This window comes from Vibrio sp. 03-59-1 (assembly GCF_013114135.1).
Classification (GTDB): Bacteria; Pseudomonadota; Gammaproteobacteria; order Enterobacterales; family Vibrionaceae; genus Vibrio; species Vibrio cortegadensis.
The window spans coordinates 270,442-295,481 of sequence record NZ_VTYA01000003.1 but is presented as its reverse complement, the minus strand read 5'-3'; the positions used below and the strand labels follow the sequence as shown (position 1 = coordinate 295,481).

General features: G+C 42.7%; 27 protein-coding genes and 1 pseudogene. 15 read left to right on the top strand and 13 right to left on the bottom strand.

The window, feature by feature from the left end; translation table 11 throughout:
* From F0249_RS04820 to F0249_RS04805, 4 genes and pseudogenes are all read right to left on the bottom strand, one after another.
* Positions 1-164, bottom strand: a pseudogene (locus tag F0249_RS04820) (flagellin); the annotation flags it as partial.
* Positions 165-573: 409 nt separating this feature from the next.
* Positions 574-1,707, bottom strand: coding sequence for a flagellin (locus F0249_RS04815; RefSeq protein ID WP_171756013.1), 1,134 nt, complete (start codon positions 1,705-1,707; stop codon positions 574-576).
* Between the two features lie 126 nt (positions 1,708-1,833).
* On the bottom strand, positions 1,834-2,736 hold the full coding sequence (locus tag F0249_RS04810) for a Dyp-type peroxidase (protein WP_171756012.1): 903 nt from the start codon (positions 2,734-2,736) through the stop codon (positions 1,834-1,836).
* Positions 2,737-2,802: 66 nt separating this feature from the next.
* Positions 2,803-3,270: a DUF2919 domain-containing protein gene (locus tag F0249_RS04805; RefSeq protein WP_017054226.1), complete on the bottom strand. Its 468-nt coding sequence runs from the start codon at positions 3,268-3,270 to the stop codon at positions 2,803-2,805.
* A gap of 136 nt (positions 3,271-3,406) precedes the next feature.
* Here F0249_RS04805 and F0249_RS04800 point away from each other — a divergent pair, with 136 nt between their 5' ends.
* Positions 3,407-3,748: a DUF2956 domain-containing protein gene (locus F0249_RS04800; protein ID WP_171756011.1), complete on the top strand. Its 342-nt coding sequence runs from the start codon at positions 3,407-3,409 to the stop codon at positions 3,746-3,748.
* Positions 3,749-3,894: 146 nt separating this feature from the next.
* On the opposite strand, the gene F0249_RS04795 is transcribed toward F0249_RS04800, so the two are convergent.
* Positions 3,895-4,182, bottom strand: coding sequence for a helix-turn-helix domain-containing protein (locus F0249_RS04795; RefSeq protein ID WP_017054228.1), 288 nt, complete (start codon positions 4,180-4,182; stop codon positions 3,895-3,897).
* Positions 4,183-4,461: 279 nt separating this feature from the next.
* Between F0249_RS04795 and F0249_RS04790 the strand changes: the two genes are divergently transcribed.
* The 4 genes from F0249_RS04790 (at position 4,462) to F0249_RS04775 (ending at position 6,908) form a co-directional block, all read left to right on the top strand.
* The gene (locus F0249_RS04790) at positions 4,462-4,809 is read left to right on the top strand and encodes an ArsC family reductase (protein WP_017054229.1); all 348 of its coding nucleotides are present in this window, start codon (positions 4,462-4,464) and stop codon (positions 4,807-4,809) included.
* Positions 4,810-4,823: 14 nt separating this feature from the next.
* Entirely contained in the window at positions 4,824-5,963 is a 1,140-nt protein-coding gene (gene dapE / locus F0249_RS04785) for a succinyl-diaminopimelate desuccinylase (protein WP_171756010.1), read from the top strand.
* 9 nt (positions 5,964-5,972) lie between these two features.
* The gene (locus F0249_RS04780) at positions 5,973-6,647 is read left to right on the top strand and encodes a M15 family metallopeptidase (RefSeq protein WP_171756009.1); all 675 of its coding nucleotides are present in this window, start codon (positions 5,973-5,975) and stop codon (positions 6,645-6,647) included.
* 63 nt (positions 6,648-6,710) lie between these two features.
* Positions 6,711-6,908 carry a DUF2897 family protein gene (locus F0249_RS04775; protein WP_017054232.1) on the top strand — a complete coding sequence of 66 codons (198 nt, stop codon included), beginning with the start codon at positions 6,711-6,713 and terminating at the stop codon, positions 6,906-6,908.
* Positions 6,909-6,973: 65 nt separating this feature from the next.
* Here F0249_RS04775 and bamC read toward each other — a convergent pair whose 3' ends face one another.
* Together bamC and dapA are read right to left on the bottom strand one after the other, a co-directional pair.
* The gene (gene bamC / locus F0249_RS04770; protein ID WP_017054233.1) at positions 6,974-7,993 is read right to left on the bottom strand and encodes an outer membrane protein assembly factor BamC; all 1,020 of its coding nucleotides are present in this window, start codon (positions 7,991-7,993) and stop codon (positions 6,974-6,976) included.
* Between the two features lie 49 nt (positions 7,994-8,042).
* A complete protein-coding gene (gene dapA / locus F0249_RS04765) occupies positions 8,043-8,921 on the bottom strand; it encodes a 4-hydroxy-tetrahydrodipicolinate synthase (protein ID WP_017054234.1) in 879 nt (292 codons plus the stop codon).
* A gap of 304 nt (positions 8,922-9,225) precedes the next feature.
* Between dapA and F0249_RS04760 the strand changes: the two genes are divergently transcribed.
* Together F0249_RS04760 and bcp are read left to right on the top strand one after the other, a co-directional pair.
* Positions 9,226-9,768 carry a glycine cleavage system protein R gene (locus tag F0249_RS04760; RefSeq protein ID WP_017054235.1) on the top strand — a complete coding sequence of 181 codons (543 nt, stop codon included), beginning with the start codon at positions 9,226-9,228 and terminating at the stop codon, positions 9,766-9,768.
* 12 nt (positions 9,769-9,780) lie between these two features.
* Entirely contained in the window at positions 9,781-10,248 is a 468-nt protein-coding gene (gene bcp / locus F0249_RS04755; RefSeq protein ID WP_017054236.1) for a thioredoxin-dependent thiol peroxidase, read from the top strand.
* A 122-nt stretch (positions 10,249-10,370) separates the two neighbouring features.
* Here the strand turns inward: bcp and F0249_RS04750 are convergent, their stop codons facing one another.
* Positions 10,371-11,444 (bottom strand): AI-2E family transporter, encoded by a 1,074-nt coding sequence (locus tag F0249_RS04750; RefSeq protein WP_017054237.1) that lies wholly within the window; start codon positions 11,442-11,444, stop codon positions 10,371-10,373.
* Positions 11,445-11,451: 7 nt separating this feature from the next.
* A complete protein-coding gene (locus F0249_RS04745) occupies positions 11,452-11,676 on the bottom strand; it encodes a sulfurtransferase TusA family protein (RefSeq protein WP_017054238.1) in 225 nt (74 codons plus the stop codon).
* Between the two features lie 197 nt (positions 11,677-11,873).
* Between F0249_RS04745 and F0249_RS04740 the strand changes: the two genes are divergently transcribed.
* The 4 genes from F0249_RS04740 (at position 11,874) to F0249_RS04725 (ending at position 14,803) form a co-directional block, all read left to right on the top strand.
* Complete coding sequence (locus F0249_RS04740) at positions 11,874-13,340, top strand: M48 family metallopeptidase (RefSeq protein ID WP_171756022.1); 1,467 nt, start codon at positions 11,874-11,876, stop codon at positions 13,338-13,340.
* A 102-nt stretch (positions 13,341-13,442) separates the two neighbouring features.
* Entirely contained in the window at positions 13,443-13,793 is a 351-nt protein-coding gene (gene arsC / locus F0249_RS04735) for an arsenate reductase (glutaredoxin) (protein ID WP_017054240.1), read from the top strand.
* A 12-nt stretch (positions 13,794-13,805) separates the two neighbouring features.
* A complete protein-coding gene (gene wrbA / locus F0249_RS04730; protein ID WP_171756008.1) occupies positions 13,806-14,378 on the top strand; it encodes an NAD(P)H:quinone oxidoreductase in 573 nt (190 codons plus the stop codon).
* Positions 14,378-14,803 carry a DUF2069 domain-containing protein gene (locus F0249_RS04725; RefSeq protein WP_017054242.1) on the top strand — a complete coding sequence of 142 codons (426 nt, stop codon included), beginning with the start codon at positions 14,378-14,380 and terminating at the stop codon, positions 14,801-14,803. The genes wrbA and F0249_RS04725 overlap by 1 nt, the downstream gene beginning before the upstream one ends.
* A 147-nt stretch (positions 14,804-14,950) precedes the next feature.
* Here the strand turns inward: F0249_RS04725 and F0249_RS04720 are convergent, their stop codons facing one another.
* Complete coding sequence (locus F0249_RS04720) at positions 14,951-16,159, bottom strand: DUF2066 domain-containing protein (RefSeq protein WP_171756007.1); 1,209 nt, start codon at positions 16,157-16,159, stop codon at positions 14,951-14,953.
* A gap of 232 nt (positions 16,160-16,391) precedes the next feature.
* On the opposite strand from F0249_RS04720, the gene F0249_RS04715 reads away from it, so the two are divergent.
* On the top strand, positions 16,392-17,642 hold the full coding sequence (locus F0249_RS04715; RefSeq protein WP_113799021.1) for a uracil-xanthine permease family protein: 1,251 nt from the start codon (positions 16,392-16,394) through the stop codon (positions 17,640-17,642).
* A 106-nt stretch (positions 17,643-17,748) separates the two neighbouring features.
* Here the strand turns inward: F0249_RS04715 and upp are convergent, their stop codons facing one another.
* A complete protein-coding gene (gene upp / locus F0249_RS04710) occupies positions 17,749-18,375 on the bottom strand; it encodes a uracil phosphoribosyltransferase (RefSeq protein WP_017054245.1) in 627 nt (208 codons plus the stop codon).
* Positions 18,376-18,687: 312 nt separating this feature from the next.
* Here upp and purM point away from each other — a divergent pair, with 312 nt between their 5' ends.
* Together purM and purN are read left to right on the top strand one after the other, a co-directional pair.
* Complete coding sequence (gene purM, locus F0249_RS04705) at positions 18,688-19,728, top strand: phosphoribosylformylglycinamidine cyclo-ligase (protein ID WP_171756006.1); 1,041 nt, start codon at positions 18,688-18,690, stop codon at positions 19,726-19,728.
* Positions 19,729-19,858: 130 nt separating this feature from the next.
* A complete protein-coding gene (gene purN, locus F0249_RS04700) occupies positions 19,859-20,497 on the top strand; it encodes a phosphoribosylglycinamide formyltransferase (RefSeq protein ID WP_171756005.1) in 639 nt (212 codons plus the stop codon).
* A 110-nt stretch (positions 20,498-20,607) separates the two neighbouring features.
* Here the strand turns inward: purN and F0249_RS04695 are convergent, their stop codons facing one another.
* Positions 20,608-21,453 carry a class II glutamine amidotransferase gene (locus F0249_RS04695; protein WP_136995468.1) on the bottom strand — a complete coding sequence of 282 codons (846 nt, stop codon included), beginning with the start codon at positions 21,451-21,453 and terminating at the stop codon, positions 20,608-20,610.
* Between the two features lie 77 nt (positions 21,454-21,530).
* A complete protein-coding gene (gene lpcA, locus F0249_RS04690; RefSeq protein WP_113799024.1) occupies positions 21,531-22,106 on the bottom strand; it encodes a D-sedoheptulose 7-phosphate isomerase in 576 nt (191 codons plus the stop codon).
* Positions 22,107-22,504: 398 nt separating this feature from the next.
* On the opposite strand from lpcA, the gene fadE reads away from it, so the two are divergent.
* Positions 22,505-24,949: an acyl-CoA dehydrogenase FadE gene (gene fadE / locus F0249_RS04685; protein WP_113799025.1), complete on the top strand. Its 2,445-nt coding sequence runs from the start codon at positions 22,505-22,507 to the stop codon at positions 24,947-24,949.
* Positions 24,950-25,040 lie beyond the last annotated feature (91 nt).

The following is a 25,040-nucleotide window of genomic DNA, read 5'->3' as shown; positions in this document are numbered from 1 at the left end:
TTTAAACGGTTCGAAATTTGTAGACCCGCTGCGTCGTCTTTCGCACTGTTAATTTTGAAGCCTGATGATAGGCGTTCCATTGAGGTTTGCTGAGCACTTGTCGAATTATTAAGGTGACGCTGTGCTGTCATCGCTGATACGTTAGTATTTACATTAACTGCCATGGTAATTTCTCCAATTGATTTTTCGTTGTAGCGGTTTTCGACGTCTCGAAAAACCAAGTAGTTCTCTCAAAGTTACTTTTAATAACGGCGCTAATTGGAAATTCTTTAACTTTTTTTAAAGGTTTTCTTATAAAAAAGGCAGTTATACCTAAAAAGGTGATGAAGTAAGAAAAAAGAACAAATAACTGAAAAAAATACTCAAGTATCAATCGATACGGTCGATGAGCGCACGAGCTATTCCACTGTTACTCAACTCTTACTACGTATGCTTAGATGCTTAGATGCTTAGATTTTAGAAAAAGGAAAACAATGTAAATGCCTGTAGAGTTGGCAGGTTATGATTTTTGGTTGAATGTAGGATTTATAATATAGGAGGCTAGAACGCCAACTTGTAGATAGGTTTGTTGTACTAATTCAATAAAGTTAACGCTAAATTGGGCGCCTGTTTCGCTTGAGCAAGAATTGAGGTACTCACTTGCTGCAGGATTTGTTGTTTGATCATTTGTGTCGTCTCTTTTGCGTAATCAGTATCCACAATTCGACTATTGGATGCGGCTAAATTCTCATGAACGTTATCGAGATTATTGATCGCGTGATCGAAGCGATTTTGCAATGCGCCGAGTTCCGCACGGTGGCTATCTACATATTTCATCGCCGTATCTAAAACGGATACAGCCCTTTGCGCGCCGCCTACATTGGTGATATCAATATCATTAACGGTTTCATAAGCGCCAGAGCTCATCGACAACTCATCCGCCAGGCTCCCACTAAACTGAATGGTACCTGCCGTCTTTTCACCCGCCATAAAAACTTGCAGTTGCCCCTCATCATTAACCGATGCGGACACCTGATCCGTTTTACCATTGATGTAAGTCGCTAACTCCTCGATGTCATCACCAGCTTTCGCCTTAATATCGATAGTTTGTGGCTGACCCTGAGCGTCCGTAAATGTCATTGAGAACTGACGACTACCCGGTGACACTTGCCAACTGGAGTCCATCGCATTCATTGATGCATAACTAAAGCCGCCCATATCAATGCCATCGGTTCTCATATTATTCAGGCTAACTTGAACCGCTTCCCCCGAACTGGCACCAATTTGAAATGAAGCCTTCCCAAACTGACCATTGAGTAGCTTCTTTCCGCCAAACGATGTTGTCTCTGCGATTCGATTCAACTCGTCATTAAGAGCCGTCATCTCCTCTTGTAGTGCAACTCTTTCAGCCTTGCTGTTAGAACCATTCGAAGATTGTAACGAGAGGTCTCGCATACGCTGCATAATGTTTGTCGTCTCATTCATGGCACCTTCAGCGGTTTGCATGATTGAAATACCATCATTCGCGTTACGAACCGCAACGTCTAAACCTCGCATTTGAGATTCGATACGGTTGGAGATTTGTAAACCAGCGGCATCATCTTTTGCACTATTAATACGCCTCCCCGAAGCTAAACGCTCCAGAGATTGATTCAGCATATCCGTTGCGTTTGTCAGATTTCTCTGGGCAACAAGGGCTGATACATTGGTATTAACGGTAATGGACATTCGCTCTACAATTCACCAAAAATAAGGGGCTGTTCTCTTATCGGCTAAAATTGAGGCAACTTTAGAAAAAATAAAAGGGAAGCCTTTCGCTTCCCTTTACAGGTATGTAACTAGCCGAGGTTATAACTAAATCATAGACAGTGTTAGCAACATCTCTTGAGAAGGCGCGAAGAAATACGCGCCAGTGACCGCATGTGTAAATCGTAATAGCTGATCGGTTTTACCATCTGTTACGCCATACATACTTTCAAGCATTGCCGTAAAGTTATGCACGTTATTACAGTAAGCGATAAACAGCAGGCCATGATCGCCACTTGCGCTACCGTACGGAAGGCTATGACGAACTATTTTCAATCCCTTACCTTCCTCTTTAATATCAACACGACCTACATGAGATGCAGCAGGAACATCATCTAATTCAATAGAGTCTGGTTTCGTTCTTCCAATGACCTTCTCTTGAGCTGAAACACCTAAGCGGTTCCAAGCTGGCAGGTCATGTAAAAAACGTTGAACCATGACATAACTGCCACCAGCAAAATCCCCTTCTGCGACCAGTGCCACCTCTTTACGCTGCTCAGCTTTAGGATTCTCTGTACCATCCACGAAATCCGTCATATCTCTTGAATCAAGATAACGGTAACCATAAGTTTCATCGACGACATCGACATCATCTGCGATCTCAGCCAATAATTTGCGTACCACATAGAAATGCAGGTCGTGGCGATTAGAGTGGCAGTGAATCAACACATCGACATTTGTACTAGGTGCAGTAATATCGCCTTCACTAAGCTCTGGGAATTCTATTAATTCTGAAGGCGCAGCTTGGCTAAAGTTCTTCCAAAAGGCATGAGAAAACGCAACGGAGACCGTGAGATCAGATCCAGGTTGCGCTTGATTGAGTTCTTCTACTAATGCAGGTAAGCCTTGAAGTTGAGTTAATACATCAGCGGCATTGCTTGTCACTTTTAGTTGAGCATAAAGTGCAAATGGGCCAGCTTCAGGCAATATTGCAGATTGCGGTTGTACCATGAGAAATCCTCTCTTATTTTTTGCTCAGTGTAATATTTTTCTTGCGGTATATCTTGATTCTGATCACTAAGCCTCTGAACTAAAATCAGGAATTTTAAAACAATCTTTTACGGTTCGACTTTTATATAAATAGATCGCAGCCCAAAGAAGTAGCAATAGTGTAATACCATTCGGCCAGCTAAAAAGCCCGTTACTCAAATAGACATGATAAGCCGTTTGAACAACTTGTAATAACACCACACACAGCGTCACCCAACGTCCCTGACTACTTATTGAATTAATCCATTTTCTATCGGGGCTACGTAGGTTAATCAACCACATATAAATAATGCTAGGTACTCCAACCACCAACCCAAGGTAGAGCATGGCATGATCTGGATAGACGATCTCTAATATTTTGGCACCACTGTCCCTGCTCGCGCCTGCCACAACAAAGACAACCCATGCCTTAGCGAGAAAAAGCCAACTTAACCATACCAGCAATGGGGCTTTTAAGAACCCATGCTGGTCATACTGTTCAAAAGCGTAGCGCACTTCACGGTCTCAAATTACAAAAATGAAAAAATCACTTTAACTTAATTCTTCGTAAAAGTTATAGTGAATAAAGAAGATATTATTTAAGTGTCGTGCTCACTTCAGCATTGCTCTTTGACCTAAGTTGACTAAGAACATGAAAACGAAAAACAACACCTCACTGGAAACGCAACAAGAAGCTATGAAAGTCGCAAAATCTATTCAAAAGCCTAACCAGACCAAAGAGCAAACAAAGCTCGTTGCAGCAGGTATTGAGAAAGGGATAACTCTGTATAAAAAACAGCAGAAAGAGAAAAGTCGTCAAGCAGATAAAGCGAAGAAAAAAGAGCAAAAATCAAAGCAACAACAAGTCAAATCACAAGACGAGATATCAGACTCTTCATCGTCAGAGGTTCAGCAGTCCAAAACCTCATTACTGCCTTGGCTATTACTCGTCATAAGCTGGATCGGTTTTGCGCTCTATATTACGCAACAATAGGAAACATCACGCAACAGCAGGAAGCCGTCCATAGTCTCAACTTCAGCTCAGTAATTTGAAATAACGATTATTGACTCGAAAGGAATACTAATGAGCGATCCATAGATCTAAAAAAGCCAGCATGGTGCTGGCTTCGTTTTCCAAGTTTAAGCAGTAAAGCCTAAACTCGTTGCGATATCATCTTCTCGCTCGGTTACCCACTGACTATCAAATGGTCCCCAATCCGATAATTGATAATAGCCGTCATTGTGACGTCGTCCATCTTGAACAAACATCAACTCAATACCAATACCCGGCAATGCTTTCAATACATCTTGGATAGTACGGCGAGGCCAGCCCGTCTTCTCAATGAGTTTCGGTACATTTGGCCTTTCAAGGCTTTCCACTAACAAAGCTAAATACAGTCGCCTTGCAAAAACAGGACTCAGTTCCATTGACACCTCCATTACTGTGCAACAGTATTATTTCTTTTTTCGGTTTGTGTGTGTTGAGATTGATCAATAACTCTCCAATTGGCATGGTTTGTGCGCTTTTTTTTGGTCAACAAATTATTTATCGCTCTATTTTGTGTGTCTCGACGCTTCCTGTTAGGATTTAAACACAATAATAAAGTTGCAAACTTACTTGGTGAACCGCGTAATAATTGACTCATTGAGCAACTCAATTCGTTAACTACGCTAAAAATCACCAACTGCGTTTAGAAAGGAAGAGAAATGACAGCCATCATGTACGGCATCCCAAATTGCGATACCATCAAAAAAGCAAAAAAGTGGCTTCAAGCCGAAGAGATTGAATTTACGTTCCACGACTATCGAAAGCAGGGAATAACGGAAGCGTTAGTGAACGAATTTTGCCAGCAACTTGGTTGGGAAAACGTATTAAATAAGCGTGGAACGACTTACCGTCAGCTACCTCAAGAACAGAAAGATAACTTAGATAGCGACAACGTAATATCTCTACTTGTGGAGCAACCTGCAATGATCAAGCGCCCTATCATTTATATTGGCGAGCAGTATCATGTTGGCTTCAAAGCGGATTCATACGTTTCAATTTTCAAATAAAAGGATTTTCAAGGATGACAGATAGCCCAGTACTGGCCTTAGCAAAAGATTTAATTGGTCGCCAGTCAGTGACTCCCGAAGATGCGGGATGTCAAAAACTCATGATTGATCGCTTAAAAGCACTCGGTTTTACTATTGAAGAGATGATCTTTGAAGATACCACCAATTTTTGGGCTCGCCGAGGAACCAAAGCGCCACTGTTTGCCTTCGCAGGGCATACTGATGTCGTGCCCGCTGGACCATTAGAAAAGTGGGACACTCCACCATTTGAACCGACGATTATTGATGGCTACCTTCACGGTCGTGGTGCTGCGGATATGAAAGGCTCACTTGCCAGCATGATCGTCGCCGTTGAGCGTTTCATCGCTGAGCATCCTGATCACAAAGGCTCGATTGGCTTCCTCATCACATCTGATGAAGAAGGACCATTCATTAATGGTACGGTTCGTGTTGTTGAAGCACTAATGGCACGCGGTGAAAATATTGATATGTGCATCGTTGGGGAACCATCAAGCACCAATTCCGTTGGCGATGTAGTTAAAAATGGCCGTCGTGGTTCGATCACTGGCGATTTATGTGTCAAAGGGATCCAAGGGCATGTCGCCTACCCCCAACTAGCACGTAACCCTGTTCATCAATCGCTGCTAGCCCTTAATGAGCTATCAACAACAAAGTGGGATGATGGTAACGCGTACTTCCCTCCCACCAGCTTCCAAATTCCCAACATTCACGCAGGAACAGGAGCATCAAACGTTGTTCCTGGTGAGTTAAATGTTCAGTTTAATCTGCGTTTTAGCACTGAGCTTTGCAATGATGTCATCGTAGAGCGTATCCGCGCCATTTTAGATAAACACGATCTCGACTATGAGCTCAAGTGGACATTCAATGGCGACCCATTCTTGACGGACACTGGCGATCTACTCGATGCGGTTGTTTTTGGTGTAAATACCGTTAACCAACACAAGCCTGAACTTCTTACGACAGGTGGAACATCTGATGGCCGATTTATCGCTCGTATGGGCGGTCAAGTTGTTGAACTAGGCCCGGTGAATGCCACAATTCATAAGGTCAATGAGTGTGTCAAAGTGGAAGACCTAGAGCTTCTTGCCGACATGTACCAACATACATTGCAATATCTTTTCGCTAATAAATAAGGGCGAACCATGACTCCTGAGCAGCTAACAGGTCAAACAAACGATCATTTAGTTCCGGTCACCATTGGGCAAAAAGAGTTTTTAATTCATCCTAATGTACAGAACGATTTATTGGCATTATCTGCTGCTGCTCAGCAAGCTGGATTTCAAATGCACATTGCCAGCGGGTTTCGAGACTACGCTCGGCAAAAAGCCATTTGGGATAATAAATTCTCAGGGCATAGCACTATTAACGATACGCACAACCAAGCTATTCCTTTTGACTCTATGACCGAAGAGCAGAGAATATTTGCGATTTTGCGCTGGTCGGCACTGCCCGGAGCCAGTCGTCATCATTGGGGGACTGATTTTGATCTCTTTGCTGCAGACCGACTACCTGAAAATACAAAGCTTCAATTAGAAACTTGGGAATATGATACTGGTCATCAAGCGGAGTTCTCTATTTGGCTAAAAGCGAACCTTGGAACGTTTGGTTTTTTCATCCCTTATTCTCAAGACCTAGGCGGCGTCGCGGTTGAGCCTTGGCATATTAGCCACCGTTTAACCGCAGCATCTTGCTTAGAGCAATTGACGCAAGATCAATTAGCCAGCCAAATCAAAACATTGCCGATTTTGGGGCAGGAACAGGTGCTACAGAACCTTCCTACCATCTATACTCAATATGTTACTAACATCCGTTCTTAACGTTACTGAGCCCAACAAAGCCAATGGGGACAAGTTTGGTTCCTAGAGCGAGAGGATAAATTCATGGAGTTTTTAACTAACCCGTGGGTGATTAGCATCATTGTGGTGAGCGTGGTGGTTGGAAATATTGCTGCGTTAAAATACACCGCAAACATGAAGTTTGGGCCGTTAGATCCATCCAAAAGAGAGAAGAGTGATTTAGATAAGCTCAATGAACTTGATCAAATCAAACAAGCTCAAAAGACAGAAATAGATAAGTAAAACGAACAAAGTGAAAAAGGGATCAAATGATCCCTTTTTATATCTTACTAACAATATGAACCAGATTACTCTTGTTCAAACATCGCAGACAATACTGGAGCGAGCGACTTAAGTAACGCCTCTTCTACCGGTTTACCACCAGCATCAGTCACGTTGATTGAAGTACGGTTGCCTAAATCACCAAACAAGAAGGTGTAAGTACCGCCATTAAGTTCAATCGGCTTAGTTCCAATGGACTCCCAGAATTCATCATCAGGAGCCGCATATTTCGCTTTCATTGTACCTTGAGATTGATTGCGTCCTTCAAGGCTAAACCCTAACTCAGGCAGTAAGCTTGGAAGGCGCTGCCACAAAATATTATATGGCGTACGAGCAATAATCACTGGGAAGCCACTACGGTCAACCCCCATACTGATAGGAATTTGTTTTACTAACTCTTGTGCTCGAATTGCGGCTTCATCACGTAAGTTTTGATCGTACTTAACGGTGACTAGATTGGTCATAAATGCGTTATAACGCTCTTTATTGGTCTGGGTCACTGGTTTTACCGTCGAACCCTCTCGCCAATCAATCAAGTTAACTTTAAACGCAAAACGATTGTTCGCTTTAAAACGAGTGATTTCGTAACGACTGCCAATTTCAGTCTCTTCATCTTCTGAAATCCAGCTAACCCAATCGGTTTCAACACGATCCGAGCTATTTTCAAGCAACGCAATGTTTCGAGTATTCAGCATATCGATTGCAGTTTGCCAAACTTTATCCATTTCGCCTTCAGTTAACAGCCATAAGGTGACTTCACCGTTTTGGCGCTCTGCTCTTGCTCCTGGAATCAACTCGAGAACTTGCTGTGGCGGACGAATATCAACGTTTTGTCCAACTCCACCTTCGAAATCACCCATCGGGATATCAAAGTTTGGGTAGAACTGAGGCGTTGCATCTTCTGGTAAATTCAGCTGGGTCAGTTCAGGTGTATTTAGATATTCAAAATCATCTTTCGCTTGACGACGTCGATCAGCACCTCCAGAGCAGGCGCTAAGAACAAGAACAGCCAGTGAACCAACCACTAGCTGATGAGAAAATTTCATTTAGGCTCCTAAAATGCCGAGAAACTACATTCGGCATTGTGTGTTCAATTTAATAAATACAAGCTTCTGTCATTGCTTGAGCAACAAGTGGACGAGCTGATTCTGATAATTCAGTTAAAGGTAGACGTAATCCACCTTCGGCAATTAATCCCAATTTATGTACAGCCCATTTTACTGGGATAGGATTAGATTCAACAAACAAGTTTTTATGCAAAGGAATCAAACGTTCGTTGATGGCTTCTGCTTCTTCGAAGTTCCCCTCTTTTGCAAGACGGAACATCTTCGCCATATCCGCAGCCGCGACATTATTGGACACCGAAATAACACCTTGCCCACCACGCTTAACGAATTCTAGCCCCGTTAAATCATCACCACTTAGTAAGATAAAATCTTCGCCACAAAGTTCACGGTGAATTGAAATTCTTTCTAAATCACCCGTTGCATCTTTTAGCGCCACAATATTATCAATTTTTGATAGACGAGCAACGGTTTCAGGTAACAGATCGACTGCTGTTCTTCCTGGTACATTATACAAAATTTGAGGCACGTCACTTACTTCAGCAATCGCTTTGTAGTGTTGATATAACCCTTCTTGAGTCGGCTTATTGTAGTACGGCGTCACACTCAAGCATCCCACAATTCCAGATCCATTTAATAGACGACTAAAAGTCACCGATTCATGTGTAGCGTTTGCTCCCGTGCCTGCAATCACAGGGATACGTCCCTCAGCAAACTCGACCACCTTAGTTACCACCTTAACATGCTCTTCTATTGTTAAGGTCGCAGACTCACCTGTAGTTCCTACCGCGACGATGCCATCGGTACCAGCAGCAATGTGATGCTCTACTAGTTTCTTCAAGCTATCAAAATCGACTTCGCCATCTGAGTTAAAAGGTGTAACTAACGCAACGATACTTCCTGAAAACATATCTATCTCCCTTATTTGATTCTTTTTGCATGGTACTGTAATGCGATTGATAAACACAAGGGAATAACCCGCTTACTTAGTACAAGTTAGTGAATAATTATCAGTTGTTAGAGTTTTATCCAAATCCACACAACCGATTCGTATATTCAATGAATTTAAACTTAGTATAAAGTGACACACTTACTCGGTGTCATGTAATGGTGATATTTCATTTAGTGCCTTTAAAAAGCCTCCTCATCTCTCATCCCGCCCCGAGAACTGTGCTAACATGCAACCAATAATGGAATAAAAAATAAGTGATATTATGACTCAACATCTAGTAATCACAGCTGTTGGCGCTGATCGCCCAGGGGTGTGTAATCAAGTCGTACATTTAGTAACTCAATCTGGCTGTAATATTATTGATAGCCGAATCGCTCTCTTTGGGAACGAATTCACATTAATCATGCTGCTATCTGGCACAACCAATACGATTACACGAGTTGAAACGACGCTCCCTCTACTAGGGCAAGATCATGATCTCATCACCATAATGAAGCGCACCTCTCCTCACGAATATTTAGATAATAGCTATACTGTCGAAGTCTTTGTCGAGTCAGATGACAAACTAGGACTGACAGAGAAATTTACTCAATTCTTTGCCGATCAAAACATTGGTTTAGACTCACTCAGCGCAAAAACCATCAATAAATCCAAAGTGCAACTTGATAGTGACCAGTTCCATATTGCGATCACCGCTTCTATCAGTTCAGATTTCAACCTGATGCAACTACAAGAAGATTTTGATGCGCTATGTGCTGAGCTTTCGGTTCAAGGCTCGCTCAACTTTATAAAAAACAGTCAATAGAAAGGAAAATCGATGAATACGCTGACTGCTGGCACTCCTGCTCCAGCCTTTTCTCTACTCGATCAAGATGGAAAAACAATAACGCTTGCTGATTTTGCAGGTAAGAAAGTACTTTTTTATTTTTACCCGAAAGCAATGACTCCAGGTTGCACAGTTCAAGCTCAAGGCTTAAGAGACACGAAAAAAGAGCTGGATGAGCATAATGTTGTGGTGCTTGGTGTCAGTATTGACCCTGTTAAACGCTTAGGTAAATTTATTGAGCGTGACAACTTAAATTTTTCACTTCTTTCCGATGAAGATCACCAATGCGCAGAGCAATTTGGTGTGTGGGGAGAAAAGAAATTTATGGGCCGTACCTATGATGGTTTGCACCGTATCAGCTTTTTAATTAATGAAGAGGGGATCATTGAGCACGTTTTCAACAAGTTCAAAACGAAGACTCATCATGAAGTGGTTCTTGATTACTTAAACGATAAATAAGACTGGATCACATCATCTAGGCAACACCTTCTACAAAAAAAGCCCTGAGTATGAACTTAGGGCTTTTTCGTTATTGAGCAAAAAGGTTTATGACTACACCATCATGCTTAGGCAAACAATAATCACGATTCCGCAACGTCAGATTCAATCTCAGTGCTTGGCAGGGCGTTCCATACCGCTTTGACTAATGTGGCTAAAGGAATCGCAAAGAATACGCCCCAGAATCCCCATAACCCACCAAAAACCAGTACAGCAACGATGATTGCCACTGGATGCAAATTCACAGCTTCAGAGAATAGAATCGGGACAATCACATTGCCGTCCAAGGCTTGAATAATGCCGTACGCGATCATCAACCAGTAAAATGGAGTGTCTAACCCCCACTGAAACAGGCCAACAATGGCCACAGGAACCGTGACCGCAGCCGCACCAATATATGGAATCAGAACCGACAAACCAACGGCAACCGCCAGTAGCACTGAATAGCGCAAATCTAAAATGGCAAAAGTAATATAGCTCACGCCACCAACGATCAAAATTTCCAACACCTTACCTCGGATATAGTTAGAAATCTGTTGATTCATTTCACGCCATACTTTCGTCGCTAAACGACGATTCTTAGGCAGTACTCCACTCGCCATTCTAACCATCTCTTCTTTGTCTTTTAATAAGAAGAAGATAAGCAGAGGCACAAGGATGAGATAAACCCCTAGCGTTGCGATACTGATAAGAGATGCCAGAGATCCTTTTACAACGCTCTCCCCCATGCCTAATACTTTGTTTTTTGCATTAGAGGCTATCGACTCGACAATCTGCAAGTTGGCGAGCTCAGGGAAACGTTCTGGAATGGCAATAATGAATTTTTGCAGTTCATTGTACATGTTAGGAATATCATTGATGAGGTTCCCCACTTGATGCCAAATCGTTGGAACCAAACCAAACAGAGCCAACAACGTTAAACTGAAGAAAACCATAATAACAAGCACAACGGACAGGGTTCTTGGTATCCCCACACGGCACAATTGAGCAATGGGCCATTCAAGAAGATATGCCAATACTATTGCCACAAGCAGCGGTGCAATCAAATGGCCGAAGAAATAAATGGTAATGAAACCAAAGAATAAAATGGCGACCAAACTTACTGCATGTGGATCTGAAAAACGTCGTTTATACCAACGACTGATCATTTCAAGCATGTGACAATTATCCCTGTTTTAAAACGGTAATAGTGTAGAAACTACGATGAGCAACACTCTCAATATCAAATTGTTTGAGGCGCAAAAAGCTCACGATATCCTGCATAGAGCTAGTATCTGAAATCTGAATGGACAACGACTCGCCCTCTTGAAGCAAAATTGCACGCCGTTTAGCAAGTAATAGTGCCATTGGGCAACGTTCTTCACGTAAATCAAGAATATTAGGTTCCATTCTCAGACTCTATGCATATTATAAGGTACGTATTGTAATCGCTTTTTAGCCCCATACCAGCTTTTCTATTCTTTACGTTATTTGCTCTAGACAATCTATCAATAACAAGTAAATTCAATATCAGCAATAAACTGAAGAAACCAAATTAAGACTTTATTGTCTCAATGTCAGATGACTACGGAGTACCACTGACTAATATGTTTACACGCACTCGCTCACTTGTTTGCCTCTGTGTGGCCACCGCTTTAGGTTCGCCACTGCCTAGCTATGCTAATTCAAATTTAGCGAGTAATGCTAACTTGCCCGATATTGGGACAGCCGCTAGTGGTACGTTAACGATAGATCAAGAGATCATTTATGGGGATGCTTACATGCGAATGCTAAGAAGCAGCCAACCCATCATCAATGATCCCGTTTTAAATGAGTACATAGATAGCTTAGGGCATCGTCTTGTCGCAAACGCAAATGATGTCAAAACACCATTTAAATTTTTCATGATTCGAGATCGTAATATTAACGCTTTCGCATTTTTTGGTGGCCACGTTGCATTGCACTCTGGTCTATTTCTACATGCTCGCAGTGAAAGCGAGCTAGCTTCCGTCGTAGCACACGAAATTGCTCACGTAACTCAACGTCATTTAGCCAGAAGTATGGAAGACCAAGCCCGACGTTCACCAGCCACTATTGCAGCGCTCGCAGGCTCGCTTTTATTAGCTATCGCAGCACCAGAAGCTGGAATCGCCGCATTGACGGCAACAACGGCAGGTTCGATGCAAGGCACCATTAATTATACTCGTAGCAATGAGAAAGAAGCCGATCGCTTTGGGATTAATACCCTAGCAAAGGCAGGCTTCGAGGCCAAAGCAATGCCACGATTCTTTGGTCGATTAGCCGATGAATACCGATACGCAAGTAAACCGCCGCCAATGTTGCTTACTCACCCATTACCAGAAGATAGAATCACAGACAGCAGAGCGCGCGCGCAAAGCTACCCTTCAATGCGCGTGATCCCTTCTCTTGATTATCATTTAACTCGTGCTCGTATTGTGGCGAGATATGCGGGTATTGAAAATGACTCAGCTCTAGACTGGTTTGAACGAACAGCCAAAAAGGCACCAAGTGAACTGAACCCATCATTTGAATATGGCAAAGCGCTGGTCTACCTAGATACCAAAAAGCTAGATTTAGCCGAGCCTATTTTACTTAAGCTGCTCAAAAGTGATCCAGAAAATAATTTCTATCTTGATGCCGTGTCCGATCTTTACATCGCACAAAAACAACCAGAAAAAGCAATCACCTTATTAGAAAAGTCACTGAAAGCAAAACCAAGTAATCCAGTGCTCACAATTAATCTTGCGAATGCACTTTTAAAGAAAGAGCAATACCAAGAGGCCATCCGAATTTTACAACGCTACACCCATGACAACCCAGATGACGTCAACGGATGGGGCTTACTTTCAGAGGCGAATATTCGAATTGGCAGTAGCGATGAAGATCTTGCGGCACGCGCGGAAATACTGGCACTCAAAGCTAATTGGAATAAGGCGATTCAATACTATAGCCAAGCGAGTCAACTGGCAGAATTAGGCAGTTTAAAACAAGCAAGATACGATGCACGAATTGATCAGTTGATGATTCAGCGAGATCGCTTCATTGCATTGTAAAATAAATAATTTATACAAATAACATGCACTTATTCAATGACTCAGCTGCTATGAATAAGTCATGATGAATAAGTACGATAATAATAAAACTAGGAGAAAAACATGCCAGTCGTCATTTACCACAACCCAAAATGCTCAAAAAGCCGTCAAACACTCGCTCTATTAGAAGAGCAAGGCATTCAACCTGAAGTGGTAAAATATTTAGAAACGTCATTTACCATTGATGATTTAAAAACACTCTATTCACAACTCGGCTTTGCATCGGTTCGTGAAATGATGCGTACAAAAGAGGCGCTATATAAGGAGTTAAACCTAGGTGATGAATCTCTATCCGATGACGATCTGTTTGAATCTATGGTGAAAAATCCAAAGCTATTTGAACGTCCAGTCGTGGTTGCGAATAACCAAGCAAAAATCGGACGCCCACCAGAACAAGTCCTTGAGATTATTTAAGATTTACTAAAAATGAATATTAAAATTCTCGTTTTATACTATAGCCGCCACGGCAACACGTTATCGCTCGCGAGACAAATCGCACGAGGCGTTGAATCGGTTCCCGATTGCGAAGCCGTTCTACGCACAGTGGCCGATCTTAGCGATGATGTGCAACAAGCCAATGACCCGATAGCCTCTCTTGATGAACTTCGTCAATGCGATGGCTTAGCATTGGGCAGCCCAGTTTGGTTCGGAAACATGGCGGGCTCAATGAAACACTTTTGGGACAGCACAACACCACTATGGATCAGCGGTGATCTCATCGATAAACCAGCATGTGTTTTTACGTCCTCATCCTCAATGCATGGTGGGCAAGAAACGACTCAGCAAAGCATGCTATTACCTTTGCTGCATCATGGTATGCTGATTTTGGGGATCCCCTACTCTGAGCCATCTCTACATACGACTCAAAGCGGTGGTACCCCTTATGGTGCTAGTTCTGTCTCCAGTAACTCGTCATTAACGAAAGAAGAGATAGAACTCGCGCAAAACCTTGGAAAACGCCTAGCTAACGTCGCTTGCAAACAAAAGGAGATTGTATAATGTCGGAGATGTCATCCAGAACACGACAATATCGGTATTTAGCTCTATTTAGTAACCTCTTTCTACTTGCTTGGGTCGCATTATGGCAGCTCTTCATTTCCCCGCATCCAGGTCTGTCGAACACAACTCTAGCCATTGCGTGGAGTATTCCGCTGCTACTTCCTCTTCCAGGCATTCTGGCTGGCAAAGCTTACACCCACGCATGGGCAAATTTCATTCTCATGCTGTATTTCCTGCATGCTTTAACCATCTTATATGTTGATGGCGGTGAGCGATGGCTAGCGCTGATCGAATTAGTACTCACCATGCTATGTTTTGCTGGGAATATTCTATTTGCTCGCGCAAGAGGCAAGGAGATGGGCTTAAAGCTAAACCGTCTTTCTGAAGTAGAAAAGCAAGAAAAAGCGAAATTTAACCAGGACTAACTCTCATAAGTTAAAGCCCACTGACTAGTAAAAACTCGCAGATTGACTCAAATATAGAGACATCGATAGAAAAAGAGCCCGCTAACATCGCTAGCGGGCTCTTTTCATGACCATCTCTTATTCATAGCAGAAGAGAGTGGGATAACACTATCTATCTATCCATTCGAATACGATAACAGGCTCACTTGGCTGAACATCTTCGGTTAAGCTAACTTGATCAGCTATAAAGGCTTCGTTGTCATTAGTGGCTACTACTGCTGATTCAACAACCGCGGTTTGAGGAAGCGTTTCTTGCGCAAGGCTAGTGCTTTGATCCGTCGTTTCCTGAGTTAGAACAGGCGCAGTCTCCACCACGTCAGACTCTGACGTAAATGCCGCAACTTGCTTAATGTTAGTCATCTCTTGCTCAAATTCACTTTTCGATGTTAATAGGTGAACACGAAATGTCACTTCATCGCCTTGAATCTTAAGGATATCGATAGAAGCTACTGAGTTTAAAGACTTCAATTGGTTCTCTAGATGAAAGAAACTGACCGCACTCTTAATATTGATGAATTGCGCTAAAACAGATTCAGAAGATTCACTTGCAACATTCACAGCACTTTTTGTCGCGTAGTACTGACTCACCTGATCAATCAACTGAGCACTAATTTCAGATACTGAACCGTTTTCCTGACCAAAGACAGGTGAACGAGGAGAAGAAGAGATCACTTCAGGTTGCTGGTCATACAGAGTCCAGCGCAATGAATTCCCTTGAGCGCGCAGTACTAAGACCGCATCAACAGGATAACGTTGGCTGGCTAAACTGATTGGTGAAACAAAACCGCCCCACAGGTCAGAAACCGCGATACCAGTAATATCATCAAAATCCCCAACAGGAACAGTAATAGGTAGGCCACGAGCATCCGCTTGTTCTCGTATAGACGTAATCAATGCAGAAGGTGAATGCTCCCAGCTAATGATTCGGTCATAATTTTGCTCTTCTACCAACCACACCAAAATATTGGCACGACTCTCTGGCCAATAAGGCAACTGAGCCTGAGTTAATAATGCGCGTAATTGTGGACCATTAAATGACATTTTTAGCGTTTGTTGCTGATCAAGTTCGCCATACCCCATTTGAGTTAAATATTGCGCACTCTGCCTTAGGGCTTTACGAACCACTTCATTTTCAAGTGCCACCGTCGAACCTGTCGCTCTTACAATAACTTGTTGCAAGCCTTGAACACGAGCCACTGTTTCCGCATCCTTCTCTTCATTATTAATAACGATTTCAGAACGATACAGATCCACTTGAGTCAATGCATAAGTTGGCAAGGATAGTAATCCCATAAACAGTAGAGCGAAGTTGCGCATAGTAATCCTAAAAATTAGTACTTAAGCGTTGATGATAAGCAACTATGAATGCAGGAGCAAGACAACAACTTCAGCGCTAGGTGAAAATTTGCACCTTTATTGTCGATTATCTCAACAAACATTAACTTTTTTTGCTATTTGCCAGTTTTTTTTGATCAAAACACTAAAGCAATCGTTTGCAGAGTGATAGAATCCTGCAAATTTTATTTTCAGACTTACAGGGATACCAAATATGAAAAATGCAATTCAAGGTGCACAAATGCTATTTGTCGCCTTCGGCGCATTAGTTCTTGTTCCATTATTAACAGGGTTAGATCCAAGCGTTGCTCTATTTGGCGCAGGCGTTGGTACACTTTTATTTCAATTTATCACCAAACGTACAGTCCCAATTTTCTTAGCTTCTTCTTTTGCGTTTATTGCACCAATCATGTTCGGCATTCAAACTTGGGGAATTGGCGCAACCATGGGTGGCTTAATGGCCGCTGGGGTTGTGTATGTATTGATGGGTGCTTTAATCAAGGTGAAAGGCGTAGAGATCATTCATAAGATTCTTCCACCAGTTGTGGTTGGCCCAGTGATTATGGTGATTGGTTTAGGTCTTGCACCAACAGCGGTAAACATGGCGCTAGGTAAGAGTGGCGATGGCGCAATTCAACTTATCGATGGTAGCGCGGCATTATGGATTTCGAGTGTGTCGCTGTTCACGACTATTGCAATCAGCACTATTGGGAAAGGCTTTCTTCGATTGCTGCCAATTGCTGGCGGTATCTTGGCGGGTTATGTCTTAAGCCTATTCTATGGCGTGGTTGATTTCACTCCTGTTGCACAAGCATCTTGGCTTTCAATGCCAAACTTTACGTTCCCTGAATTCAACATCAACGCGATTTTATTCATGATCCCTGTCGCAATTGCACCAGCAGTTGAACACGTAGGTGATATGCTCGCAATCTCTAACGTAACAGGTAAGAATTACCTTAAAAAGCCAGGTCTGCACAGAACCATTGCTGGCGACGGAATTGCGACAATTGCAGCCTCTATGGTTGGAGCGCCACCGAATACAACTTACAGTGAAGTCACTGGTGCAGTAATGCTGACCAAAGCATTTAACCCTGTCATTATGACTTGGGCGGCGATTACCGCGATTGTTCTTGCACTTGTTGGCAAACTTGGCGCGCTATTACAGACCATTCCTGTGCCTGTTATGGGTGGTATTATGATTCTGCTATTCGGTTCAATTGCAACGGTTGGCCTTAATACTCTAATCAAGAACAATGTGGATCTTCACAAGTCTCGCAACTTAGTCATCGTTGCTGTAACGCTAGTATTTGGTATTGGTGGTATGGCTCTGGGTGTCGGTGACTTTAGCCTACAAGGCGTAAGTTTATGTGGTATTGTCGCAATCCTACTTAACTTAATTTTGCCCCATGAGATGGGTGAAAACCATATTGTCGATAATGCTCAAATGGAAGAAAGTGAGCGTTAGTTTTCGCTGACAATCAAGTAAAAAGTCGAGCACACAAAAAAAGCCATACCTTAATCGGTATGGCTTTTTATTCTCTAATCGATTTTAAATCCTACCAAGGTAGAGATTATTTAGTACCGAAGATCTTATCGCCTGCATCACCTAAACCAGGAACGATGTAACCTTTATCATTCAATTTTTCATCGATTGCAGCAGTGTAAAGCTCTACATCTGGGTGTGCTTTTTTAAGCGCTTCAATGCCTTCAGGAGCCGCGACAAGTACTAGCACTTTAAATACCTTACAGCCTTGTTCTTTCAGTAGATCTAAGGTTGCAATCATAGAACCGCCAGTCGCTAACATTGGATCAACAACTAATGCAATGCGCTCATCAATGTTTGATGCTAGCTTGTTGAAGTACGGTACTGGTTCTAGTGTTTCTTCATCACGATAGATACCAACAACACTAATACGAGCACTTGGCATATGCTCTAACACACCATCCATCATACCAAGACCAGCACGAAGAATAGGAACAACCGTCACTTTTTTACCTTTAATTTGATCCACTTCAACAGGACCATTCCAACCTTCAATTGTCACACGCTCTGTCTCAAAATCTGAGGTTGCTTCGTAAGTCAGTAGGCTACCCACTTCAGTTGCTAGCTCGCGGAAACGCTTAGTACTAATGTCACCTTCGCGCATTAGGCCAATTTTATGCTTAACTAGCGGGTGTTTTACTTCAACAACTTTCATTTCCATCTCCGGTTTTTAGGCAATATTTAAATAAACCTTCAGATTATACATCTTTCCATGCAAAGTTTCAGAGAAAATCCCCAGCAAAACTGTGTCAATTATGAATTTACAAAAGGCTAATAACTTATTCTGTGTTTCATAAAAGAGTGAAAATACTTCGGTCATTTGAGCTCATACCTTGATAAATCAATAGGTGAACAGTTTCAACGGAAATGACAAATAAAAAAACTTGCGCAAACGTTTGCTCTTTGAGTTTAAGCACTGGTAGAATAGCGCCGTTTTCACATCTAACTTAAGACCGAGGACTGTCCCGTGAGCGGTAATAACTCTTCTTTAAGCTACAAAGACGCAGGCGTAGATATCGATGCAGGTAATGCACTAGTTGACCGTATTAAAGGTGCCGTAAAACGCACTCGTCGCCCAGAAGTGATGGGTGGCATTGGTGGCTTTGGTGCCCTTTGTCAACTTCCAACTAAATACAAAGAACCCGTACTAGTTTCTGGTACCGATGGCGTTGGAACTAAACTCCGCCTTGCTTTGGATATGAAAAAACATGACACCATTGGTATTGATCTAGTGGCGATGTGTGTGAACGATCTTATCGTTCAAGGTGGTGAGCCTCTTTTCTTCCTAGATTACTACGCAACTGGAAAACTGGACGTTGATACGGCAGCTGATGTTGTGTCTGGTATCGCGGAAGGTTGTGTCCAAGCTGGCTGTGCTCTAATTGGTGGTGAAACCGCTGAAATGCCAGGCATGTATGAAGGCGAAGACTACGACGTTGCAGGCTTCTGCGTTGGCGTAGTAGAAAAAGAAGACATTATCGATGGCACTAAGGTTGCCGCTGGTGATGCGCTTATCGCTGTCGGCTCTAGCGGCCCTCACTCCAATGGGTACTCTTTAATTCGTAAAGTGCTTGAAGTCTCTGGTGCTGATAAGAATGAAGAGCTAGAAGGTCGCACAATTGGCGAACACCTTCTTGAGCCAACAAAGATTTACATTAAGTCAGCACTAAAAATGATTGCTGAACATGATATTCACGCTATCTCACACATTACTGGCGGCGGGTTTTGGGAAAATATCCCTCGCGTACTACCTGAAGGCACGAAAGCTGTCATCGATGGTAAAAGCTGGAAATGGCCTGCAATTTTTAGCTGGCTACAAGAGAAAGGCAATGTGGACACATTTGAGATGTACCGCACGTTCAACTGTGGCGTAGGTCTTGTGGTTGCTCTACCTAAAGATCAAGCCGATGCCGCTGTGGAACTTCTCAAAGCGGAAGGTGAGAATGCTTGGGTTATCGGTGAGATTGCCATTGCCGCAGAAAATGAAGAACAAGTTGAGATAAACTGATTCATTTCAAATCATAACTTAGTTTAATGAATGAGGGCTCTTGAGTCCTCATTCTGCTATCTAGCCTATAGAAAACCCTATAATTTCTAAGTACATTGTCTATCTGACATTCTAACGTTGAGCCAACAGCATGAAAAATATTGTCGTTTTAATTTCTGGTAGTGGTAGTAATCTACAAGCAATATTAGATGCTTGCGAATCTTCAATCACCGATGCAAAAGTGTGTGCGGTATTTTCCAACAAGCAAGATGCTTATGGTTTACAGCGAGCAAAAAAATCGGGCGTAAGTGCGCATTTCGTTGACCCTCTCAACCATGATTCAAGAAAAGAGTTTGATCATGAGTTAATGTGCCAAATTGACGCTTACCAACCGGATTTGATCATTCTCGCGGGGTATATGCGAATTCTGAGCCGCGAGTTTGTTCAGCACTATGTAGGAAAAATGCTGAATATTCACCCTTCTCTGCTTCCTAAGTACCCAGGCTTACATACTCATCAACGCGCCATTGACGCACAAGATAATGAACACGGAACGAGTGTTCACTTTGTGACAGAAGAGTTAGATGGTGGGCCTGTTGTTTTACAAGCCAAAGTCCCCGTATTTCCTGACGATAGTGCTGAAGATCTTGCCGAGCGAGTATTAACTCAAGAGCACCAAATTTACCCTCTGGTGACTAAATGGTTTATTGAAGGCCGATTAGCCATGATAGATGGAAAAGCGCATTTAGATGGCGAGATACTTGGTGAGCATGGCTACGCAGAAGAGTAACCCATTTAAGAAATAAACCCGTAAACATGTTCTAAGTTCGGTATTGACGCCATCACAGTTGATGACCGAAAAGCCGAACTTAGACAAATGTTTGTGTGACGAACAATAAATTACTCTAACGACTGAGTCGGAGCTTGGCTGGCAACTTTAGCAGGCGCATAAGCCACATCCACTAACGCTTCCGCATTCCCATCGATCAGTTCACCAAAGTGAAATAACGCGAATTCATTCGGCTTCATTCGGTGCCACTGTTCATTATCCGTTAAAGGTTGAGTCGCAATGACGGATACAACATCATTGGGTGTCGTCTCTTCTTGAAAGTTAATTTCAACGTCTTCATCAATCAAGCTCGCTTTACCAAAAGGCGCTCGGCGAGTGATCCAGTAAAGATGATTGGTACAATATGTCATGACGTATTCACCATCACTGAGCAACATATTAAATACACCTTTCTCTTTTAGCTTCTCACAGCACTGAGCAACATAGCGAAACATGCCTTCCATATCTTGTGGAGGCTCAGGGTATCGCTCTTCTAACTGTTTAACTAGCCAGCAAAAAGCCATTTCACTATCGGTTTCGCCCACGGGACGGAAGCGCCCTGAATTGAGCTCTTGGTACTCAGTCAACTGCCCATTATGAGCAAAAGTCCAGTAACGTCCCCATAGCTCACGGGTGAAAGGATGAGTATTCTCTAAATTAACGCCACCACGGTTCGCTTGCCTGATATGACTAATGACAGCTCGACTTTTGATCGGATAATTCTGAACTAATTCAGCAATTTTAGACTCACAGCTCGGGTTAGGATCCTTAAAGGTACGAAAACCTTTACCTTCATAAAAAGTAATCCCCCAGCCATCACGATGAGGTCCAGTGTTTCCACCACGTTGCATCAAACCGGTAAAACTAAAACAGATATCGGTTGGAACATTAGCGCTCATTCCGAGCAATTCACACATGGCTTAACTTACTCCCTAATATATAAACCATCATTGGCGCTCACTTTCGCGCCAATGTTGAATCAATGGTATGTTGCTTATTCCATCTCTTTTTCAATGAGTTGGATAATGATATGAATAATTTTGATATGGATCTCTTGGATACGATCAGCATATCCAAAATGCGGCACGCGAATTTCAATATCAGCACAACCCGCCATTTTGCCTCCATCTTTGCCCGTCAAAGCAATGCTCTTCATACCTTTCGCTTTAGCGGCATCAATCGCATTAAGAATGTTTGCTGAGTTTCCAGAAGTGGAAAGTCCAAACAATACATCACCTTTACTGCCCACAGCTTCTAAGTAACGCGAGAACACAAAGTTATAACCAAAGTCATTACTTACACATGAAAGGTGGCTTGGGTCTGAAATCGCAATACCAGGATAGCCAGGACGATCCTCACGATAACGCCCGGTTAGTTCTTCAGCAAAATGCATCGCATCACAGTGTGAGCCACCGTTACCACAAGATAACACTTTGCCACCCTGTTTAAACGAGTCAGCAATCATTTTAGCTGCCGCTTCAATTTGGGCAATATTATGGTCATCAGATAAAAATGCATTTAATACGTCAGCCGCTTCTGTTAGCTCATTTTTAATTAGATCTTGATACATAGCGTGTCTCTTTATGATTTTGCAACATTATTGTTATGCAGCATTATTGTCGCGTAAAAACGCCTTACAAAAACCAACTGCAAACAAATTAACTCAATTAGGAATGAGAGCCGTTTATTACTTTGAGTTTACCCACAAACATTTCAGAGTGTCGATAGTTAAGCTTCAAGAAACCAAGTTTTATTCCACTCCATCACTCTATTTGTTCAGTTAATCAGCACCAAGATCGCAATTTTAGAACGTTTACTCTACTTAGATCACTTTTTATACAGTTAGATATTTTACATTTTATTAATATTTCATTTACACTTGTAACTGGTTAGACCTCTCCTGTTAGGTCAGGGATTTTAAAACAGACAAACGTGCACACGAGAAACGCGTTTGATAAGGACATATTTATGGATATCTTGCTCTCTATATTAGGATTTACGGTCGTGTTAGGACTGTGCTTCTACCACCGCACATCACTCACTCGGTCACTGTTATTACTTACCGCCACCATGCTTGCACTTACCGCCTTTGGTTATGCGGGGCTTATAGGTTGGTGTACTTATGCTTTATCTGTCGCCGTTTTCTCCGTCCCTAGTATTCGTCAAAGCCTTATCAGTCGAAAAGCTCTGAAAATCTTCAAAACAGTCCTTCCAGCCATGTCACAAACGGAGAAAGAAGCCTTAGATGCAGGTACCGTTTGGTGGGAAGCAGAGCTATTTAAAGGTAAACCTCAGTGGGACAAACTTCACAATATAACGCCACCTACGCTTTCAAAAGAGGAGCAGGCGTTTTTAGATGGTCCTGTTAATGAAGTATGTGCCATGGTCAATGATTACCAAGTCACTCACGAGTCGGCAGACCTCTCCCCAGAAGTTTGGCAATATCTAAAAGACCACAAATTTTTCGCTATGATCATCAAGAAGAAGTATGGCGGATTAGAATTTTCAGCCTATGCGCAGTCCTTAGTTCTACAAAAACTTACCGGGGTTTCTGGTGTTTTATCTTCTACCGTAGGTGTTCCAAACTCTCTTGGCCCTGGTGAATTACTGCAACACTATGGAACTAAAGATCAATGTGATTACTACCTACCTCGACTTGCAGAAGGTAAAGAGATCCCATGTTTTGCATTGACGAGTCCAGAAGCGGGTTCTGATGCTGGTTCTATCCCTGATTTTGGTGTGGTATGTAAAGGGGAATGGGAAGGCGAAGAAGTTCTTGGTATGCGCCTGACGTGGAATAAACGCTACATCACTTTAGCACCTGTAGCGACTGTTCTTGGGCTTGCATTTAAGCTTCGCGACCCAGATGCGTTACTCGGCGATAAAGAAGATCTAGGCATCACTTGTGCACTGATACCGACTCATCTTAAAGGGATTGAGATTGGTACACGACACTTCCCACTTAATGTGCCATTCCACAACGGGCCAACTCGCGCTAATGATATTTTTGTACCTTTGAGCTTCATTATTGGCGGTTCTAAGATGGCAGGCCAAGGCTGGAAAATGCTGGTGGAATGCTTATCTGTCGGTCGAGGCATTACGCTACCGTCAAATGCAACAGGTGGTTTAAAAACAGCAGCACTAGCCACTGGCGCTTACGCGAGAATTCGTCGTCAATTCAAACAGCCTATAGGCAAAATGGAAGGCATCGAAGAGCCACTAGCGCGTATTGCAGGCAACGCCTATGTAATGGATGCGGCAAGTAATTTAACCGTCGCCGGGATCGACCTCGGTGAAAAACCATCGGTAATTTCAGCGATAGTAAAATATCACTGTACTCACCGTGGTCAACGAAGTGTTATTGATGCAATGGATATCGCTGGTGGTAAAGGGATATGTTTAGGCCCATCGAACTTCCTTGCACGTAGCTACCAAGGCGCTCCTATCGCTGTCACTGTAGAAGGTGCCAACATTCTTACCCGTTCGATGATTATTTACGGTCAAGGAGCGATTCGTTGCCATCCATACGTGCTCACTGAAATGAATGCGGCTTACTCAGAGAGTTCTGATGCTGTTGAAAAATTTGATGCTGCTCTTGCAGGTCACACTTGTTTCACAATCAGTAATTTGATCCGTAGCTTCTGGTTCGGTTTGACTGACGGCATCGGCTCACACTCACCAACCTCTGATGCAACTAAGCGATACTACCAACAACTGAATCGTTACAGTGCAAATCTTGCTTTACTTTCAGATGTGTCAATGGTTGTACTTGGGGGTTCGCTCAAGCGTAAAGAGCGTTTATCTGCTCGTTTAGGCGATATTCTAAGTCAGCTATATTTAAGCTCTGCAACGTTAAAGCGCTTTGAAGATGATGGACGTCAGGTCGAAGATTTGCCACTTGTACATTGGGGCCTACAAGACAGCTTAAAACAAACAGAAAAAGCCATTGATGACTTCTTAGCTAACTTCCCGAACCGAGTGATTGGTGGTTGTTTACGCTTTATTCTACTTCCTTATGGACGTGTTCGTTCAGCACCAAATGATAAGTTGGATAGCCAAGTTGCACAGATCCTACAAACACCGTCAGCGTCACGCTCACGTATCGGTCGTGGACAATACTTGGAACCAACGGAGAATAACCCTGTAGGAAGAATTGAACTGGCACTTGAGATTATTTTAGAAGCAGAGCCGGTGTTTACGAAAGTATGTAAAGCGATAAACGAACGTCGACCATTCTTACGCCTTGATCTGATTGCCGACATAGGTTTAGAGCGAGGTTTGATCAACGAACAGGAAGCCTCACTTCTGAGACAGGCTGAAATCCATCGTTTGTACACAATCAATGTTGATGAGTTTGAGCCGGAAGAGCTCGCGGCAAAGCCCCAAATCCCAAGCATGGATAATGTCGCTTAATTGATGCGTAGAATATTGATGCGTGGAATTGGGACAACGCTTTAAATATAAGATGTGAGTAACAAAAAGGGACTTCTATTAAATAGAGGTC

What these genes read in the sequence shown, in the direction of transcription:
- F0249_RS04815 (WP_171756013.1), bottom strand. Translation starts at nt 1,707, where the DNA reads ATGTCCATTACCGTTAATACCAATGTATCAGCCCTTGTTGCCCAGAGA.
- F0249_RS04810 (WP_171756012.1), bottom strand. Translation starts at nt 2,736, where the DNA reads ATGGTACAACCGCAATCTGCAATATTGCCTGAAGCTGGCCCATTTGCA.
- F0249_RS04800 (WP_171756011.1), top strand. Translation starts at nt 3,407, where the DNA reads ATGAAAACGAAAAACAACACCTCACTGGAAACGCAACAAGAAGCTATG.
- F0249_RS04795 (WP_017054228.1), bottom strand. Translation starts at nt 4,182, where the DNA reads ATGGAACTGAGTCCTGTTTTTGCAAGGCGACTGTATTTAGCTTTGTTA.
- F0249_RS04790 (WP_017054229.1), top strand. Translation starts at nt 4,462, where the DNA reads ATGACAGCCATCATGTACGGCATCCCAAATTGCGATACCATCAAAAAA.
- dapE (WP_171756010.1), top strand. Translation starts at nt 4,824, where the DNA reads ATGACAGATAGCCCAGTACTGGCCTTAGCAAAAGATTTAATTGGTCGC.
- F0249_RS04780 (WP_171756009.1), top strand. Translation starts at nt 5,973, where the DNA reads ATGACTCCTGAGCAGCTAACAGGTCAAACAAACGATCATTTAGTTCCG.
- F0249_RS04775 (WP_017054232.1), top strand. Translation starts at nt 6,711, where the DNA reads ATGGAGTTTTTAACTAACCCGTGGGTGATTAGCATCATTGTGGTGAGC.
- bamC (WP_017054233.1), bottom strand. Translation starts at nt 7,993, where the DNA reads ATGAAATTTTCTCATCAGCTAGTGGTTGGTTCACTGGCTGTTCTTGTT.
- dapA (WP_017054234.1), bottom strand. Translation starts at nt 8,921, where the DNA reads ATGTTTTCAGGAAGTATCGTTGCGTTAGTTACACCTTTTAACTCAGAT.
- F0249_RS04760 (WP_017054235.1), top strand. Translation starts at nt 9,226, where the DNA reads ATGACTCAACATCTAGTAATCACAGCTGTTGGCGCTGATCGCCCAGGG.
- bcp (WP_017054236.1), top strand. Translation starts at nt 9,781, where the DNA reads ATGAATACGCTGACTGCTGGCACTCCTGCTCCAGCCTTTTCTCTACTC.
- F0249_RS04750 (WP_017054237.1), bottom strand. Translation starts at nt 11,444, where the DNA reads ATGCTTGAAATGATCAGTCGTTGGTATAAACGACGTTTTTCAGATCCA.
- F0249_RS04745 (WP_017054238.1), bottom strand. Translation starts at nt 11,676, where the DNA reads ATGGAACCTAATATTCTTGATTTACGTGAAGAACGTTGCCCAATGGCA.
- F0249_RS04740 (WP_171756022.1), top strand. Translation starts at nt 11,874, where the DNA reads ATGTTTACACGCACTCGCTCACTTGTTTGCCTCTGTGTGGCCACCGCT.
- arsC (WP_017054240.1), top strand. Translation starts at nt 13,443, where the DNA reads ATGCCAGTCGTCATTTACCACAACCCAAAATGCTCAAAAAGCCGTCAA.
- wrbA (WP_171756008.1), top strand. Translation starts at nt 13,806, where the DNA reads ATGAATATTAAAATTCTCGTTTTATACTATAGCCGCCACGGCAACACG.
- F0249_RS04725 (WP_017054242.1), top strand. Translation starts at nt 14,378, where the DNA reads ATGTCGGAGATGTCATCCAGAACACGACAATATCGGTATTTAGCTCTA.
- F0249_RS04720 (WP_171756007.1), bottom strand. Translation starts at nt 16,159, where the DNA reads ATGCGCAACTTCGCTCTACTGTTTATGGGATTACTATCCTTGCCAACT.
- F0249_RS04715 (WP_113799021.1), top strand. Translation starts at nt 16,392, where the DNA reads ATGAAAAATGCAATTCAAGGTGCACAAATGCTATTTGTCGCCTTCGGC.
- upp (WP_017054245.1), bottom strand. Translation starts at nt 18,375, where the DNA reads ATGAAAGTTGTTGAAGTAAAACACCCGCTAGTTAAGCATAAAATTGGC.
- purN (WP_171756005.1), top strand. Translation starts at nt 19,859, where the DNA reads ATGAAAAATATTGTCGTTTTAATTTCTGGTAGTGGTAGTAATCTACAA.
- F0249_RS04695 (WP_136995468.1), bottom strand. Translation starts at nt 21,453, where the DNA reads ATGTGTGAATTGCTCGGAATGAGCGCTAATGTTCCAACCGATATCTGT.
- lpcA (WP_113799024.1), bottom strand. Translation starts at nt 22,106, where the DNA reads ATGTATCAAGATCTAATTAAAAATGAGCTAACAGAAGCGGCTGACGTA.
- fadE (WP_113799025.1), top strand. Translation starts at nt 22,505, where the DNA reads ATGGATATCTTGCTCTCTATATTAGGATTTACGGTCGTGTTAGGACTG.